The sequence below is a fragment of the Bradyrhizobium sp. ISRA430 genome (assembly GCF_029909975.1).
Lineage (GTDB): Bacteria > Pseudomonadota > Alphaproteobacteria > Rhizobiales > Xanthobacteraceae > Bradyrhizobium.
On the sequence record NZ_CP094516.1, the window covers coordinates 2,385,543 to 2,402,928 of the forward strand.

Genomic DNA, 17,386 nt, shown 5'->3' on the forward strand with positions numbered 1-17,386 from the left:
CTATCGCCGCAGCAATCCGCCAAGGGCGCCGCGGACGAGGGCGCGGCCGACCGAACCGCCAAGCTGGCCGCCGACCGACTTGCCGAGATCGGCCACGACGCCGCCGACCACCTTGTCGGTGACCGTGCGCGTCACGTCGCGCGCGATACGCTGGCCTGTCGTCAGCCGGCCGCGCCTGGTGTTAGTGCCGAAGATGGTGCCGACGATCGAGCCGATCTGGCCGAGAATGCCGCCGCCGCCTCCCGCGCCGTTCGCCGTTACGGCCGTGCCGGCAATGCGCTTCTGCAGGATCTCATAGGCGGATTCGGAATCGATCGCAGTGTCGTATTTGCCCTTCACTGGGCTTGCATCCATGATCGCCTTGCGCTCCTCCGGCGTGATCGGCCCGATGCGTGCCGACGGCGGCCGGATCATCACCCGCTCGACCATCGCCGGCGTGCCATTGCCTTCGAGGAAGGACACCAGCGCTTCGCCCTTCCCGAGCTCCATGATCACCTTGGCGGTGTCGAGCTTCGGGTTGGGCCGGAAGGTCTGGGCCGCAGCGGCAACAGCTTTCTGGTCGCGCGGGGTAAAGGCGCGTAGCGCATGCTGCACCCGGTTGCCCAACTGCCCCAGCACGCGGTCGGGCACGTCGATCGGATTTTGCGTCACGAAGTAGACGCCGACGCCTTTCGAGCGGATTAGCCGCACCACCTGCTCGATCTTGTCCATCAGCGCCTTCGGCGCGTCGTTGAACAACAGATGCGCCTCGTCGAAGAAGAACACCAGCTTCGGCTTGGGCAGGTCGCCGGCCTCGGGCAACTCCTCGAACAGCTCCGACAGCATCCAGAGCAGGAATGTCGCATAGAGCCGTGGGCTCTGGAGCAGCTTGTCGGCGACAAGGATGTTGATCATGCCGCGTCCGTCGCGGTCGGTCTTCATGAAATCCTTCAGCGACAGCGCCGGCTCGCCGAAGAATTTGGTGCCGCCCTGGTTTTCCAGCACGAGGAGCTGGCGCTGAATGGTGCCGACGGTGGCCTTGGTGACGTTGCCAAAACCCTGGGCAGCTTTCCTGATCGGCGCGAGCGGATCCTCTTCGGCGTCCGGCCCCTTCTTGCCGCTATCGGGGACGATCGCATCCAGCAGTGACCGCAGGTCTTTCATGTCGAGGATAGGCAGGCCGTTTTCGTCGGCGACACGAAAGGCGACGTTGAGCACGCCCTCCTGCACGTCGTTGAGATCGAGCATCCGTGCCAGGAGGAGCGGCCCCATCTCGGTGACGGTTGCACGGACCGGGTGGCCTTGCTCGCCGAACACGTCCCAGAACACCGTCGAGAACTGGTCCGGCTGAAATGTCAGCCCTATTTCTGCGGCACGCTTGAGGATGAAATCCTTGGTCTCGCCGACCTCGGAGATGCCGGAGAGATCGCCCTTGATATCGGCTGCGAAAACCGGAACACCGGCGCGGGCAAATCCTTCCGCCATGACTTGCAGCGTGACCGTCTTGCCGGTTCCAGTTGCACCGGTGACGAGGCCGTGGCGATTGGCGAGCGCCAGCGTCAGCCAGGCCTGCTCGTCTCCCTTGCCGACGAAAATCTTCTCGCCGGTATCGCCGAGCTTGCTGTCCTGTGCCGTCATCAGTCTCTTGCCTCATTTGTCTCAGCATGTTTCGCGTATTGAAACGCAAACGCGTCAGTTCCGTAGTTTAACCCATGTTGCGAGCCGGTTAAACGGTTCGCCGCGTGCATGCGACATTGTCGGAGAATGAGTGCATGACATCCGCCCAAAGTCGGAACGATAGGTTCGCAACCGCGGCAATTTTTCTCTGATTTCGTCTCTGCTCTTGCATTGCTGCAACACTTTTCGTGCGATTGAAGATGAATCGCGACGCCGTGTGCGTTGATCGCTTGTATTTCACTTCGCACCGGCTCAAGATCAATTTTCGAAAACAAAACTCCGGCATGTGAACCGGCTGAGGGGCAGGCCATATGGACGAGCTGATCGGGCGGCTGGCGACAAACGCCAGCATAGATAGTGCTGTCGCTGAAAAGACCGTCGGCATTATCCTGGGCTTCCTTCGCAGCGAGGGGCCTTCCGATAGCGTCCAGACCCTGATCGACCAGATTCCCGGCGCAGAAGCGGCAATCGAGGCGTCCAAGAGTGGCGGCGGACTGTCGCGGCTGATGGGCGGCGGCCTGATGGCCGTCGGCACGCGCTTGATGGGCCTGGGTCTCGGCATGTCCGATATCCAGAAGGTCGCCCGTGAACTTTTTCGTTTCGGCCGAGACAAAATCGGAGCGGATCAGATGGGCAAGATCATCGCGGGGACGCCGGGCCTCAGCCAGTTCGCCTGAAGCTCGCATTGCATATCAAGTATCATGACATATCCCATCTCCGAGATTGAGGGCCTGCCGACCTTCGCCGCCAGCAAGCTGAAGGCGCAAGGTATCCGCACCACCGACGCCCTGCTCGAAGCAGCCAGCACTGCCAAGGGCCGCAAGGCGCTCTCCGCCAAAACCGGCATCAGCGAGCAGCAGCTCTTGGAATGGGCCAACGTCTCCGACTACATGCGCATTCCTGGCATGGGCAGAGCCAAGGTCGGCCTGGTCCGCGCCGCCGGCGTCACCACTGTGCGCGAGCTCGCTTATCGAAATCCGGCGAGACTCGCCCAGAGCATGCGCGAAGCGAACGAAAAGAGGAAGCTCGTCCGCATCCTGCCGTCAGAGAAATCAGTCGGCGATATCATCGCCAAGGCGAAGAAACTGGCGCCGAAGATTACGTATTAGGTCGCCCACGCATTAAGGCGTCTCTCTCAGCATACGATTGCCACGCCACACTTTCGGTGTCGTCTAGCCCGACGAGCAGCGATTCATCCCCTAACTCCGCCGTCATACCCCGCGAAAGCAGGGGTATCGAGCACGCCGCGCCCCCCGCATCGCGGCATTGTCACTGAAATACTGGATTGTCCGCCTCAGTGCGCAAGTACGCACAAGGCGGGCAATGACAGCGAATGTGTGCGACGCCATGCCGAGATGCGGCCATTGCTCCATCCCGTCTTGACTCCCCATGCCTGACCGCGCAAAGCGAGCCGCATGAACGCCTCGCCCTCCCCATCCGTCGCACCGGCCGGTTCGGCCGGGCCCGGCGTACTGCGGACGCTGCTCGGACGACCGATCCCGGCGGTGATGGGCGTGCTCAACATCACCCCGGATTCCTTTTCCGACGCCGGACAGTTCATGGCGCCCGACCAGGCGCTGGCGCGGGCGCGGGCGATGATCGCTGATGGCGTCGATATCATCGACATCGGCGCCGAATCCACCCGACCCTACAAGGGTGCCCAGCCGGTGACGGCGGCGGACGAACTCGCCCGGCTGAAGCCGGTGTTGGCCGAGGTGGTGGCGCTCGGCGTGCCCGTGTCGATCGACAGCATGAAGGCGGAGGTCGTGGCTTTCGCGCTCGACCAGGGCGTTGCCATCGCCAACGACGTCTGGGGCCTGCAACGAGACGCCGGCATGGCACCACTGGTCGCCGCGCGAAATGTCCCTGTCATCGTCATGCACAATCGCGACAGCGTCGATCCCGCCATCGACATCGTGCAGGACATGGTCGCATTCTTCCAGCGCTCGCTCGACATCGCGGCGAAGGCCGGCATCGCACGCGACATGATCGTGCTCGATCCCGGCATCGGCTTCGGCAAGACGGCGGAGCAGAGCATGACGGCCTTGGCGCGGCTCGACGCACTCAGCGCGCTCGGCCTGCCGATCCTGGTCGGCGCCTCGCGCAAGCGCTTCATCGCATCAGTGTCGCCGTCGGAGCCACAAGAGCGACTCGCCGGCTCGATCGCCGCCCATCTCCTCGCCGCGCAGCGCGGCGCCAGGATCATCCGGACCCATGACGTCGCCGAGACGCTGCAGGCCCTGCGGGTCGCGGCCGCAATCGAGAGCAAGCAATGACCGATACGATCTTCGTGACCGGCCTCGTGATCCATGCCCGCCACGGCGTGATGGAGCACGAGACCGAGGTCGGTCAGCGCTTCGTGCTCGACCTCGAGCTCTACACCGATTTGTCGGAGTCCTCCCGCACCGACCGGCTCGCCGACACCGTCTCCTATTCCGATGTGGTGGCAACCACGACGGCTGCATTCAAGAACACCAATTACAAGCTGCTGGAGCGCGCCGCCGGCGCGGTCGCCGACGCCATCCTGTCGCACTTCCCGCGCATTCGCGCCGTGAAGGTCACCGTGCACAAGCCGCACGCGCCGATCGCGGCGATCTTCGACGACGTCGGCATCATGCTGACGCGGTCGCGGCATCCCTGAGATGGCGAGTGGCCCGATCCTGACATTCGCACAGACTCGCGGAGCCACGTTTGCGAATGTCAGGATCAAAAGGGCCACTCGTACATTATTGTTTGCTCGCGGAGCGGATTTGACGTTCGCAGAAGGAAGCTCGGCAAATGGTTAGCGAACGTCAAATCCGCTCCGCGAGCGCGCTGATCGCACTCGGCGGCAATGTCGGCGATGTCCGCGCGACGTTCAAAAAGGCGATCGCCCACATCTGCAGCATGGCGCAAGCCGCGCTGTTGGCGCGCTCATCAGACTATACGACCCCGCCCTGGGGCGACGAGGAGCAGGATCCCTTCATCAATGCCTGCATCGAGATCGAGACGAACCTCGATCCGCACGCGCTGCTGTTCGTGATGCAGAAAGTCGAGCAGAAATTCGGCCGCACGCGGACCAAGGAGCGGCGCTGGGGACCGCGCACGCTCGACCTCGACATGATCGCCTATGACGATGTGGCGCTGCAGACGCCCGACCTGACGCTGCCACATCCGCGCCTGTTCGAGCGCGCCTTCGTGCTGGTACCGCTCGCCGAAATCGCGCCGGACCGCCTGATCGCCGGGATCAAGGTCCGCGATGCGCTCGCCAGCGTCTCAACGCAAGGAATTGAGCGGCTGCCGGATACCGGCTAACCAAAAACAACCGTTTGCAGGGACGGTCGACCGTGGCAATTTCGCCGCCGATAACAAGGATCTTTGGGAGTCCCTCGCTGTATGACCTCAGTGACTGATGATCTGCCGCTGGCGGCCGAGTTTCCCACGGCGCAGTACGAGGACTGGCGCAAGCTGGTCGACGGAGTGCTGAAGGGCGCGCCATTCGAGAAACTGGTCGGCAAGACCTACGATGGGCTGAAGATCGATCCGCTCTATCAGCGCGCCAAGGGCGTTGCACCTGTGGCCGGACGCCCGGCGGCAGCGCCATGGCAGATCATGCAGCGGATCGATCATCCCGACGCTGCGCTCGCGAACGCGCAGGCGCTCACCGATCTAGAGAACGGCGCCACGGGGCTTGCACTGGTGTTTGCCGGTGGCACCGGCAGCCACGGCTTTGGCCTGGAACCGACGGCGGATACGGTCGCAAGGGTCTTGAAGGACATTCAGCTCGATGCCGGCATCGGCATCGAGCTCCAGGTCGGGCCGCAATCGCGGTTGGCCGCGATCCATGTGGCGGAATACGTAAAGAGCACAGGCATCGATCCCGCCGCCTGCGACATCCGCTTCGGGCTAGATCCGCTCGCAGCCGGCGCAGAGTGGGGCAGCAGCCCCTATACCTGGGAAGAGATCGTTCCGGCCGTCACGGGGGCTATCCGCGGCCTTGCCGCGCTCGGCTTCAAGGGACCGTTCGCATCAAGCGACGGACGCGTGATCCACGATGCCGGCGGATCGGAGGCGCAAGAGCTCGCCTTCGTGCTCGCCTGCGGCATCGCCTATTTGCGCGCGATCGAAGGCGCCGGCGTCCCGCTGGAGCAGGCACAAGGCATGGTCTATGCGCGACTCGCCGCGGATGCCGACCAGTTCCTGACTATGGCCAAGTTCCGCGCGCTGCGGCTGCTGTGGGCGCGGATCGAGCAGGCCTGCGGCCTGACGCCGAAGCCGCTGTTCATCGCCGCCGACACAGCTTGGCGCATGCTGACGCAGCGCGATCCCTACGTGAACATGCTGCGCGCGACCATGGCGACATTCGCCGCCGGGCTTGCCGGTGCCAACGCCGTCACGGTGCTGCCGTACACGTTGGCGCTCGGCCTGCCCGATCCCTTTGCGCGGCGCATAGCGCGCAATACGCAGCTTCTGCTGCTGGAGGAAAGCAACCTCGGAAAGGTCTCTGATCCCGCGGCGGGCGCAGGTGGCATCGAGACGCTGACTGCGCAACTCTGCGAAGCGGCCTGGGCGCTGTTCCAGGAGAGCGAAAAGGCCGGCGGCGCTTTTGCCGCGCTTCAGCAGAACCTGTTCCAGGGGAAGGTCGCCGCCGCACGCAAGGCGCGCGAGGCCAACATCGACAAGCGCCGCGACGTGCTGACCGGCGCGAGCGAGTTTCCGAACCTGCACGAGAGCGTGACGGTTGTGCTCAAGGCGACGCCGGTCGCGCTCCCGCCCTATGGCGAGCAGAAATACAAGTTCGATGCACTGCCGCCGATCCGGCTCGCGGAACCGTTCGAGGCGCTTCGCGACAAGTCGGATGCAACCTTGAAGGCCCACGGCGCGCGGCCGAAGGTGTTTTTGGCCAATCTCGGCACGCCCGCCGATTTCACCGCACGCGCGAACTTTGCGAAAAGCTTCTTCGAGGCCGGCGGAATCCAGGGCGTCGACAGCGACGGTTTTGCCGATCCGGCGAAGCTCGCGGCTGCGTTCAAAGCCTCCGGCGCCGGGCTCGCCTGCCTTTGTTCCAGCGACAAGGTCTATACGGACCAGGCCGAAGCTGCGGCGCGAGCCCTGCAACAGGCCGGTGCACGACATATCTATCTCGTAGGCCGTCCCACTGATGCCGAGGCGGCCCTGCGCGCGGCCGGCATCGGCGGCTTCATCTTTGCCGGCGCGGATGCGCTTGCCACGCTGCAAGACGCCTATCGACGGATGGAACAGCGATGACCGAAGCAGGCAAACCAGTTCTCACCGGCGGCTGCCAATGCGGCGCGGTGCGCTTTGCTGTGACAACGGCGCCGACCCGGATTTCGATCTGCCATTGCCGGATGTGCCAGAAGGCGAGCGGCGCACCGTTCGCCTCCTTTGCCGATATCAACAAGACCGATTTCGCCTGGACCAAGGGGGCACCCTCGGCGTTCCGCTCCTCCTCGATCGCGGAGCGTGATTTCTGCCCGGCCTGCGGCACGCCGCTGAGCTTCCGTCGCATCGATGGCGACAGGATCGAGATCATGACCGGCGCATTCGACCGCCCCGACCAGGTGATTCCGACGCGGCAATTTGGAACCGAGTCCCGCCTCGGCTGGGTGGTCGGCATCGCCAATTTGCCGAGCCAGACCACGCAGCAGAACTACGGGCCGGAGAAGATGGCGACCATCGTCAGCCATCAGCATCCGGACCATGATTAGCTTACGCGCTCACCTCTGATATGGTTGGAACCATGAGCCGCATTCCCAATTTCGCCGAGATCCCCTTCGAGCGTGCCGCAACAGCCGCACCGGCCGGCAGCGCTGAGCCGTGGTTGACGCCCGAGGGCATTCTGGTGAAGCCCGCCTATGGCGAGGCCGATCTTGCCGGCGTCGATTTCCTTGAGACGTACCCGGGCATCGCGCCCTACCTGCGCGGCCCCTACCCGACCATGTATGTCAACCAGCCCTGGACGATCAGGCAATATGCCGGCTTCTCCACGGCCGAAGACTCCAACGCGTTCTACCGCCGCAACCTCGCGGCGGGACAGAAGGGCCTCTCGGTCGCCTTCGACCTTGCCACCCATCGCGGCTATGATTCCGATCATCCGCGCGTCGCCGGCGACGTCGGCATGGCCGGCGTTGCGATCGACTCCATCTATGACATGCGCACATTGTTCGCGGGCATCCCGCTCGACCAGATGAGCGTGTCCATGACCATGAACGGCGCGGTGCTGCCGATCCTCGCGCTGTTCGTGGTGGCGGCCGAGGAACAGGGCGTGCCGCCGGAGAAACTGTCGGGCACCATTCAGAACGACATTCTGAAAGAGTTCATGGTGCGCAACACCTACATCTATCCACCCTCGCCATCGATGCGGATCATCTCCGACATCTTCGCCTTCACATCGCAGCGGATGCCGAAATTCAATTCGATCTCGATCTCCGGCTATCACATGCAGGAGGCCGGCGCGACGCAGGATCTCGAGCTCGCCTATACGCTTGCCGACGGTGTCGAATATCTTCGCGCCGGCCTTGCCGCCGGCCTCGACGTCGACCGTTTCGCGCCGCGGCTGTCGTTCTTCTGGGCGATCGGCATGAACTTCTTCATGGAAGTCGCCAAGATGCGCGCCGCTCGGCTGCTCTGGGCCAAGCTGCTCAAGCCGTTCGGTCCGAAGGACCCGCGCTCGCTTTCTTTGCGCACCCATTGCCAGACCTCGGGCTGGTCGCTGACCGCGCAGGACGTCTTCAACAATGTGATGCGCACGACAGTGGAGGCGATGGCGGCCACCCAAGGCCACACTCAGTCCCTGCACACCAACGCGCTCGACGAAGCCTTGGCGCTGCCGACCGATTTTTCGGCGCGCATCGCCCGCAACACCCAGCTCTTCCTGCAGCAGGAGAGCGGCACCTACCGCATCATCGATCCCTGGGGCGGCTCCTACTATGTCGAGCGGCTGACGCGCGATCTCGCCGCGAAAGCATGGGGCCATATCCAGGAGGTCGAGGAGCTCGGCGGCATGGCCAAGGCGATCGAGGCCGGCGTGCCGAAGCTGCGCATCGAGGAAGCGTCCGCCAAGACGCAGGCCCGCATCGATGCCGGCAAGCAGGCCGTGATCGGCGTCAACAAGTACAAGCCGACCGACGAGACGCCGATCGAGATTCTGAAAGTCGACAACACCAACGTTCGCCGACTCCAGATCGACAAGCTGACGCGGCTGAAATCCGAGCGCAACCAGAAGGACGTCGATGCCGCGCTCGCGGCGCTGACGCGTTCGGCCGGCGAAGGCAACGGTAATCTGCTCGCGCTAGCCATCGACGCGGCGCGCGTGAAGGCGACCGTCGGCGAGATCTCGGACGCGATGGAGAAGGTGTTCGGCCGGCACCGCGCCGAGATCAAGTCCATCACCGGCGTCTACAAGCGGGAGGCGTCCAGCATGGGTAATCAGGTCGAGAAGGTGCAGGCGCTGATCGACGCGTTCGAGGAGGCGGAAGGCCGCCGGCCGCGCATCCTCGTCGCCAAAATCGGCCAGGACGGCCACGACCGCGGTCAGAAGGTGATTGCCTCGGCGTTCGCCGACATCGGCTTCGACGTCGACATCGGGCCGCTATTTGCCACCGCCGACGAAGCGGCGCGACAGGCAGTGGAGAATGACGTCCACATCCTCGGCGTCTCTTCGCTCGCGGCCGCGCACCTCACTGCGGTGCCGGAATTGAAGGCGGCACTGAAGAAGCAGGGCCGCGACGACATCATGATCATCGTCGGCGGCGTGGTCCCCCCGCAGGATTACGATGCGCTCCATGCCGCCGGCGCCGAAGCCATCTTCCCGCCGGGCACCGTGATCGCGGACGCGGCCGAGGAGCTGATCCGCAAGCTCAATGCCCGGCTCGGGCATAGCGAGGCGGCGGAATAGATCACCGCCGCTCGACGCTTTCTGCATCAAACCGGCAGGCGCGTTGCCGTGACCAATCTTCGCGACCCGGTGGACGCACCGGGCGTTCTGCACCGGTTCATCTTGTGATGCTTATGCCGTGGCAGAGTTTGGCCGCTGCCCTGGCGGCCTCCCGAAGGCGCATGAAAATTCATGGATATTGATGTGACATACCATCGTGCAACCGCGCGCGCAGGGCTGCTCCTGCACACGATCGCGATCCTTTCGGCTGTCGCGATGCTCTCCTCCTCCCGCGCCGCCGATCCCAAGCCTGACGCCGTGATCAAGACCAAGAGCATCGAGGCGCGCGTGCTGCTCGATGACAAGATCAAGGCGGATGCGGCGCTGGCGGCGGATTGCCTCGCCGAGGGCAAAAAATGGCTCGACAAGAACGCGGCTGAAGCGGCCGCCTCGCGCAAGCAGGATCCGCAATTCTTCAAGGACGGCGGCTGGGATTTCGAGCGCAAATATTCGATCCGCTCGGTGGTCGCCGACCGCTATGTCAGCATCCTGCGCAACGACTACATGGATACCCACGGCGCTCATCCCAATTCCGACGTGAACACGATCCTGTGGGACAAGGCCGAGAACAAGCGCATCTCGATCCGCCCATTCTTCACCGAGACCGCCGATAACGGCCCGACCATGAGGGCGATGGTGAAGGCCGTGATCGCCTCGCTCACGATCGAAAAGAAGAAGCGTGACACCAGCGAGACCGCGACCGCCGAATGGTTCAAGGGCGTCGAGCCGAGCCTGCTCAAGATCGGCGCGGTGACGCTGGCGCCGTCGACCGAAGCCGGCAAGAGCTCCGGCCTCACCTTCCACTACCCGCCTTATGCCGTCGGCCCCTACGCCGAAGGCGAATATGTCGCCTTCGTGCCCTGGGAGGCGCTGAGACCCTACCTTGCAGCGGAAGGCGTGCACATCTTTGGCGGCTCACGACAGAAGGGCGATGAGGATGATGGCCAGTGACCACGCTTTGAGCACCGCGCCGTTGCTCACAGCGCGTTGGTAGCGCTACCTTGCGGCGGCGCCGCAAAGCCGACTAGAATGCCGTCATCGACAAGAGCGCCCGATGTTACGGGCGCCGCTGGGAGGCATTCATGTCCAAGCTCACCCGCCGCGCGTTTGCGGCTTCGTCCGCTGCAGTCGCAGCATCCGCCGTCTTCGGTTTCAAACCCGCGCTCGCGCAAGCCTATCCGGCACGACCGGTCACCGTGATCGTGCCCTGGGGCGCCGGCGGCGGCACGGATGCGACTGCGCGCATTGTCGCAGCGCTGCTGGAAAAGGATCTTGGCCAGCCCTTCAACGTGGTCAACCGCACTGGCGGATCCGGCGTGGTCGGCCACACCGCAATCGCGACCGCCCAGCCCGACGGCTACACCATCGGCATGCTCACCGTCGAAATCTCGATGATGCACTGGCAGGGCCTGACCGACCTGACGCCGCGGAGCTACACCCCGCTCGCGCTGATGAACGAGGACCCGCCGGGCATCCAGGTCTCCTCCTCCTCACCCTACAAGACGGTCAAGGACCTCGCCGACGCGATCAAGGCCGCACCTCCCGGCAAGTTCAAGGCCTCCGGCACCGGCCAGGGCGGCATCTGGCACCTCGCGCTGGTCGGCTGGATGCAGGCGATGGGCCTGCCCGCCAATCAGGTGGCCTGGGTGCCGTCGAACGGCGCAGCACCGGCGATGCAGGATCTCGCCGCCGGCGGTCTCGACCTCACCACCTGCTCGGTGCCCGAAGCGCGCGCCATCATCGAGGCGGGCAAGGCGAAGAGCCTCGCCATCATGGCGCCCGCGCGCAACCCGATCTTCCCCGACGTGCCGACGCTGAAGGAATCGATGGGCGTAAACTACTCCACCGGCGCTTGGCGCGGCATCGGCGCGCCGAAGAACCTGCCGCCGGAGATCACGGCCAAGCTCACTGCGGCGCTGAAGAAGGTCTACGACTCCGCCGAGTTCAAGGAGTTCATGAGCAACCGCGGCTTCGGCACGGTGTGGGGCGACGGCGGCCAGTTCGGCAGCTTCATGGACAAGGGCGATGCGCAGATGGGCGAAGCGATGAAGGCTGCTGGCCTGACGAAGGCTTGACGTCTCACCTCTCCCCGCTCTTGTCCGCCGAAGCTTTCAGCGAAGGCGGATGCGGGAGAGGTCGAATCCGAGCGCAACTCGATTTCGGTGAGGAGGTCTCCTCGAGCCCAACTCTCACCGCTCTCGCGGAGAGTCCCCCCCTCACCCCACCTCTCTCCCCGCACGCGGGGAGAGAGAGCGCACCTCCCGGAATTCTGACAGGACTCCTCCCATGCGTCTTCCCGACTCCGTCACGGGATCGTTTCTCGTCGCACTCGGCGCGGCGGCTGCCTACGGCGGCTGGATCTTGCCGCCGGTGCCCGGCCAGCCGGTCGGCCCCAACGTGTTTCCGCTCGTGATCGGCACCGGCCTTGCACTTTGCGGGCTCGCAATCGTGTTTGGCATCGGCCATTCCTTCGAGGAGGAGGAAGAGTTGGTCCCGCTCGAGGACGGCCAGGCGGCGACCGCACCGCCGCCGCAAGGAAAGCTCTACAGCCTGCGCGCTTTGCTGCCGCCGGCACTGTTGCTGTTCTACGTCTTCGCGGCCGACCGGCTCGGCTTCATCATCACCGCGGCGATCATGGTCTACGTGACCTCGACCGCGCTCGGCGCGAAGTGGAAGCTCGCGCTGCCGCTCGCGGCGCTGTCGCCGTTCGCCATCCACCTCATCTTCGCCAAGCTGCTGCGCGTGCCGCTGCCCGCCGGCCTGTTGCCGACGCCCTGGTGATCCATGCTGAAAACGCTGATTGACGCATTCTCGCTGATCTCCACCTGGGAGGTCATCATCGCGATGTTCGCGGCCTCCGTATACGGGCTCGTCATCGGCTCGCTGCCGGGCCTGTCGGCGACGATGGCGACCGCCCTGCTCGTCCCCGTCACCTTCTATCTGTCGCCGATCGCGGCGATCGCGACCATCGTCGCGGCGTCCTCGATGGCAATCTTCTCCGGCGACATCCCCGGCGCGCTCTTGCGCATTCCCGGCACGCCGGCCTCCGCCGCCTATGCCGACGAGGCCTATGCCATGACGCGCAAGGGCCAGGCCGAACTCGCGCTCGGAGCTGGTGTATGGTTCTCGGCGGTCGGCGGCATCGCCGGCGTGCTGTCGCTGATGATTTTGGCGCCGCCCCTCGCCGAGATCGCGCTGTCGTTCTCGACCTTCGAATATTTCTGGCTGGCGCTGCTCGGCCTGATGTGCGCGACGCTGGTGGCGCGCTCCTCGCCGGTGAAGGCGATCGCCGGCATGTTCATCGGCCTTCTCGTCTCCTGTATCGGCATCGAGAATCCCGGCGGCATCCCGCGCTTCACCTTTGGCATCACCGATCTGTTTGGCGGCATCGAGCCGATCCCAGCGCTCGTCGGCGTGTTCGCGGTGGCGCAGGTGATGCGCGCGATGCTGACGCCCGAACCGCCGCCGCTGCCCCGGCGAAAATTCGGAAGCATCATGGCCGGCCAGTGGAACCTGACGAAAAAATACCACTGGCAGATGACGCGCGGAAACATCGTCGGCATCATCATCGGCGTGCTTCCAGGCGCGGGCGCCGACATGGCCGCCTGGGTGAGCTATGCGATGTCAAAACGTTTCTCCAGGGAGCCGGAAAAATTCGGCACGGGCCATGTCGAGGGCCTGGTCGAGGCCGGCGCCAGCAACAATGCCAGCATCGCCTCGGGCTGGGTGCCGTCGCTGCTGTTCGGCATCCCCGGCGACACCATCGCCGCGATCGCGATCGGCGTGCTCTATATGAAGGGGCTCAACCCGGGCCCGACGCTGTTCACGGAGAAGGCGTCGAGCATGTATGCGATCTACCTGATGTTCATCATCGCGAACATCCTGATGATCCCGCTCGGCATCGCCATGATCCGGGTCGCCGCCTACATCCTGCTGGCGCCGCGCTCCACGGTGATGCCGATCATCATGCTCTGCTGCGCTGTCGGCTCGTTCGCGATCGGCAACAATATGTTCGGCGTCGTCACCGTCGCCGCCTTCGGGGTGATCGGCTACGTGATGGAGGCGAACGGCTATCCCGTGGCCGCCATGGTGCTCGGCATCGTCATGGGCACCATGGTCGAGCAGGCCTTCGTCACCTCGCTGATCAAGTCCGACGGCAGCATTCTGCCGTTCTTCGAGCGCCCGGTCGCTGCGATCCTCGCCGCCATGGCCATCGGCGCGCTGCTCTGGCCGGTGATGGTGTGGGTGTGGCGGAAGGTGAAACCGGCGCAGACGGCGGCGGCAGCAACATCGCGGTGATTTGGGGCGAGCGGCCCTCGCCTGCTTCGCCGGGGCGTTGTAAAGCAGGGCATGACTGAGAAGAAGGCCTCGCTGGACATCAAATCCCTCGCCCGCGACCTCCGCGCGGGTCACCGCGCCGCACTGGCGCGCGCCATAACGCTGATCGAGAGCCGGCGCGGCGACCATCAGGCCCTGGCGCGCGAGCTCGTGCAGATGCTGTTGCCCGACACCGGCAAGGCTGTTCGCGTCGGCATCACCGGCTCGCCCGGCGTCGGCAAATCCACCACCATCGACGCGCTCGGCATTTACCTGATCGAGCAGGGCCACAAGGTCGCGGTGCTTGCGGTCGATCCGTCCTCTGCGCGCAGCGGCGGCTCAATCCTCGGCGACAAGACGCGGATGGCGCGGCTTTCGGCCTCCGACCACGCCTTCATCCGTCCCTCGCCGTCTTCCGGAACGCTCGGCGGCGTTGCTGCGAAAACGCGCGAGGCGATGCTGCTGTGCGAGGCGGGGGGCTTTGGCGTCGTGCTGGTCGAGACCGTCGGTATCGGCCAGTCGGAGACGGCCGTCTGCGACATGACGGATTTCTTCTTGGCATTGATGCTGCCGGGTGGCGGCGACGAGCTGCAAGGCATCAAGAAGGGCTTGGTCGAGCTCGCCGACATGATCGCGATCAACAAGGCCGACGGCGACAATCTCAAGCGCGCCAACATCACCGCCGCCGACTATCGCGGCGCGCTGCATATCCTCGCGCCGCGCTCAGAGCACTGGCACCCGCCGGTCGAGACCTATTCGGCGCTAACCGGAAACGGCATCGCAAAGCTCTGGCAAAAGATCCTCGACCATCGCAAGGCGACAAGCGCGTCCGGCGAGTTCGCCGCGCGGCGACGCGAGCAACAGGTGAAGTGGATGTGGTCGATGCTGGAGCAGCGCATGCTGGCGCGGCTGCGCACGGAGGCGTCAATCCGCGCCAAGGTGAAGAAGATCGAGCACGAGGTCGCTGACGGACGCATCACGCCTTCGCTTGCGGCCGAACAGATTATGGAGCTGTTGCAGTGAGCGATCGGCTCCGCATTCTCCTCACCGGCTTCGGGCCCTTTCCCGGCGCGCCCTACAACCCGACCCAGCCGCTAGTCACGCGATTGGCGCACCTGCGCCGTCCGGCGCTCGACGATGTCGAGATTGCAAGCCACATCTTCCCGGTCACCTATGCTGCGGTCGACCGGCAACTACCGGAGGTGCTCGCGAGGGTGAAGCCGGATGCACTTCTGATGTTCGGCCTCGCGGCGCGCACGTCGTATCTGCGCATCGAGACCCGCGCGCGCAACGCGGTCACCATGCTCTGGCCCGATGGCGCCAACACGCGCTCGCGCAAGCGCGCCGTCGCCGCCAATGCGGACGCGATGATGTTCGGCCCGCACACGGCAAGGCTGCTGCGCGCCGCACGCCTCACCGGCATCGACGCGCGGTCCTCGCGCGATGCCGGCGCCTACCTCTGCAACTACCTGAGCTGGCGCGCGATCGAAGGCGCGAAGGCCGGCGGACCGCAGCTCGCGGCGTTCATCCATGTCCCACTGCTCGCGCGGAGCGGCGCGATGCGGCGCAAGGGATTTCCGCGCATCACCCTGGAGGAACTGGTGGATGCCGGGGAAGCGATGCTGATGGAGATGGTACAGTTGGCACGGAAGGCGCGTGCATCGTAGCTTGGTAGGGTGGGTTAGCGCAGCGTAACCCACCACTTTTGACTTCCACGGGCTCCGTGCTCGAGACGGTGGGTTACGTCTTCGGCTAACCCACCCTTACGGCATCACCACCGGGGTAAACATTTAACCCTACCTCGAACAATCTGGCCGACGCCGACCGCCCCGCTCCCATTTCTGCGTTACCTAGACCGTGCGGACACTTCCCGCCTCCGCCGGAGGACGCCTCATGGACCTCAACCGCCGCCACCTCATCGGAGCCTCCGCCGCAGGCGTTGCCGGCGCGCTGGCCATGCCTGCCGGTGCCACGCGCGGTGCGCCGCTGACGTCACAGCTCGGCCGCGACGCCACGCAATATGGCGTGCGCCCCGGCAGCAGCGAGGACCAGACGCGCGCGCTTCAGCGCGCAATCGACGAGGCCGCGCGGGCGCAGATGCCGCTCGCCCTGCCGCCCGGCGTCTACCGCACCGGCCTGCTGCGATTGCCAAACGGCTCGCAACTGATCGGCGTACGTGGCGCCACCAAGCTTATCTTCACGGGCGGGGCCTCGGCGGTCCAGAGCGACGGCTCCGATGCGATCGGCCTCGCCGGCATCACCTTCGACGGCGGCGACATGCCGCTGCCGACGCGGCGCGGCCTGATCCATTGCCTCGGCGGTCGCGCCATCCGCATCACGGATTGCGAGATCACCGGCGCCGGCGGCAGCGGCATCTGGTTCGAGCAGGTGTCGGGCGACATCTCCGGCAACATCTTCACCAACATCGCCGCGACGGCCGTGGTCTCGTTCGACGCCAAGGGCCTCAGCGTCGCGCGCAACACGATCATCGGCACCAACGACAACGGCATCGAGATCCTGCGCACCGCGATCGGCGACGACGGCACGCTGGTTGCCGACAACCGCATCGAGGACATCAAGGCCGGCCCTGGCGGCTCCGGACAGTACGGCAACGCCATCAACGCCTTCCGCGCCGGCAACGTCATCGTCCGCGGCAACCGCATCAGGAACTGCGACTATTCCGCGGTGCGCGGCAATTCGGCCTCGAACATCCACATAACGGACAACAGCGTCAGCGACGTGCGCGAAGTCGCGCTCTATTCAGAGTTCTCGTTCGAGGCCGCGGTGATCGCCAACAACACGGTGGACGGCGCGGCCGTCGGCGTCTCCGTCTGCAATTTCAACGAGGGCGGCCGCATCGCCGTGGTCCAGGGCAACATCATCCGCAACCTGATCCCGAAGCGGCCGATCGGCACCACGCCGGATGACGATGCCGGCGTCGGCATCTACGTCGAGGCGGATTCGTCCGTGACCGGAAATGTGATCGAGAACGCGCCGTCCTATGGCATCGTCGCCGGCTGGGGTAAATATCTGCGCGACGTCGTGATCTCGGGCAACGTGATCCGCAAAGCGCTCGCCGGCGTCGGCGTCTCGGTCGTGCCGGGCGCGGGCTCCGCGCTTATCAACAACAACATGATCTCCGAGACACCGCGCGGCGCCGTGGTCGGTCTCGACCACGCACGCGTGGTCACGACGGATCTGTCGGCGGAGGGCGCACAGCATTTCGCGCAGGTGGTGGTCGGCGGGAATGCCGTGCGGCGGTAGCGATTGACAGAGAGCCCCTGCCATTGTCCGAGATGCGAGCCTCAACTACCCGTCATTGCGAGCGAAGCGAAGCAATCCAGAATCTGTCCGCAGCGACAGTCTGGATTGCTTCGTCGCTCCGCTCCTCGCAATGACGGCCTTTCGCGGAAACAGCTTCCATGCACTTCGTCGTTCAGGCCAAGCAACGTGCAATGCAGGACTCGTCTTGGGTGA

At 65.0% G+C, this 17,386-nt stretch carries 16 protein-coding genes; 15 read left to right on the forward strand and 1 reads right to left on the reverse strand.

What is annotated here, in order from left to right:
* On the reverse strand, positions 1 to 1,617 hold the full coding sequence (locus MTX21_RS11770; protein ID WP_280964972.1) for a helicase HerA-like domain-containing protein: 1,617 nt from the start codon (positions 1,615 to 1,617) through the stop codon (positions 1 to 3).
* A 350-nt stretch (positions 1,618 to 1,967) separates the two neighbouring features.
* Between MTX21_RS11770 and MTX21_RS11775 the strand changes: the two genes are divergently transcribed.
* From MTX21_RS11775 to MTX21_RS11845, 15 genes are all read left to right on the forward strand, one after another.
* A complete protein-coding gene (locus tag MTX21_RS11775; RefSeq protein ID WP_280964973.1) occupies positions 1,968 to 2,333 on the forward strand; it encodes a DUF2267 domain-containing protein in 366 nt (121 codons plus the stop codon).
* A 24-nt stretch (positions 2,334 to 2,357) separates the two neighbouring features.
* Positions 2,358 to 2,765, forward strand: a complete 408-nt coding sequence (locus tag MTX21_RS11780; RefSeq protein WP_280964974.1) for a DUF4332 domain-containing protein — start codon at positions 2,358 to 2,360, stop codon at positions 2,763 to 2,765.
* 306 nt (positions 2,766 to 3,071) lie between these two features.
* Positions 3,072 to 3,932 carry a dihydropteroate synthase gene (gene folP / locus MTX21_RS11785; protein WP_280964975.1) on the forward strand — a complete coding sequence of 287 codons (861 nt, stop codon included), beginning with the start codon at positions 3,072 to 3,074 and terminating at the stop codon, positions 3,930 to 3,932.
* Positions 3,929 to 4,297, forward strand: a complete 369-nt coding sequence (gene folB, locus MTX21_RS11790) for a dihydroneopterin aldolase (RefSeq protein ID WP_280964976.1) — start codon at positions 3,929 to 3,931, stop codon at positions 4,295 to 4,297. The genes folP and folB overlap by 4 nt, the downstream gene beginning before the upstream one ends.
* Positions 4,298 to 4,434: 137 nt before the next feature.
* A complete protein-coding gene (folK, locus tag MTX21_RS11795; protein ID WP_280964977.1) occupies positions 4,435 to 4,950 on the forward strand; it encodes a 2-amino-4-hydroxy-6-hydroxymethyldihydropteridine diphosphokinase in 516 nt (171 codons plus the stop codon).
* Positions 4,951 to 5,031: 81 nt separating this feature from the next.
* Positions 5,032 to 6,903, forward strand: coding sequence for a methylmalonyl-CoA mutase family protein (locus MTX21_RS11800; RefSeq protein ID WP_280964978.1), 1,872 nt, complete (start codon positions 5,032 to 5,034; stop codon positions 6,901 to 6,903).
* Positions 6,900 to 7,364: a GFA family protein gene (locus MTX21_RS11805; protein WP_280964979.1), complete on the forward strand. Its 465-nt coding sequence runs from the start codon at positions 6,900 to 6,902 to the stop codon at positions 7,362 to 7,364. The genes MTX21_RS11800 and MTX21_RS11805 overlap by 4 nt, the downstream gene beginning before the upstream one ends.
* Positions 7,365 to 7,396: 32 nt before the next feature.
* Entirely contained in the window at positions 7,397 to 9,553 is a 2,157-nt protein-coding gene (scpA, locus tag MTX21_RS11810; protein ID WP_280971378.1) for a methylmalonyl-CoA mutase, read from the forward strand.
* A 255-nt stretch (positions 9,554 to 9,808) separates the two neighbouring features.
* Complete coding sequence (locus MTX21_RS11815; RefSeq protein ID WP_280971029.1) at positions 9,809 to 10,543, forward strand: RsiV family protein; 735 nt, start codon at positions 9,809 to 9,811, stop codon at positions 10,541 to 10,543.
* A gap of 131 nt (positions 10,544 to 10,674) precedes the next feature.
* Positions 10,675 to 11,667 carry a tripartite tricarboxylate transporter substrate binding protein gene (locus tag MTX21_RS11820; RefSeq protein WP_280964981.1) on the forward strand — a complete coding sequence of 331 codons (993 nt, stop codon included), beginning with the start codon at positions 10,675 to 10,677 and terminating at the stop codon, positions 11,665 to 11,667.
* Between the two features lie 211 nt (positions 11,668 to 11,878).
* On the forward strand, positions 11,879 to 12,373 hold the full coding sequence (locus MTX21_RS11825) for a tripartite tricarboxylate transporter TctB family protein (RefSeq protein WP_280964982.1): 495 nt from the start codon (positions 11,879 to 11,881) through the stop codon (positions 12,371 to 12,373).
* A gap of 3 nt (positions 12,374 to 12,376) precedes the next feature.
* The gene (locus MTX21_RS11830; protein ID WP_280964983.1) at positions 12,377 to 13,891 is read left to right on the forward strand and encodes a tripartite tricarboxylate transporter permease; all 1,515 of its coding nucleotides are present in this window, start codon (positions 12,377 to 12,379) and stop codon (positions 13,889 to 13,891) included.
* Positions 13,892 to 13,942: 51 nt separating this feature from the next.
* The gene (gene meaB / locus MTX21_RS11835) at positions 13,943 to 14,932 is read left to right on the forward strand and encodes a methylmalonyl Co-A mutase-associated GTPase MeaB (protein ID WP_280964984.1); all 990 of its coding nucleotides are present in this window, start codon (positions 13,943 to 13,945) and stop codon (positions 14,930 to 14,932) included.
* The gene (locus tag MTX21_RS11840) at positions 14,929 to 15,576 is read left to right on the forward strand and encodes a pyroglutamyl-peptidase I (RefSeq protein ID WP_280964985.1); all 648 of its coding nucleotides are present in this window, start codon (positions 14,929 to 14,931) and stop codon (positions 15,574 to 15,576) included. Before meaB ends, MTX21_RS11840 begins: the two co-directional genes overlap by 4 nt.
* 226 nt (positions 15,577 to 15,802) lie before the next feature.
* On the forward strand, positions 15,803 to 17,173 hold the full coding sequence (locus MTX21_RS11845; RefSeq protein WP_280964986.1) for a TIGR03808 family TAT-translocated repetitive protein: 1,371 nt from the start codon (positions 15,803 to 15,805) through the stop codon (positions 17,171 to 17,173).
* Positions 17,174 to 17,386: the final 213 nt, after the last annotated feature.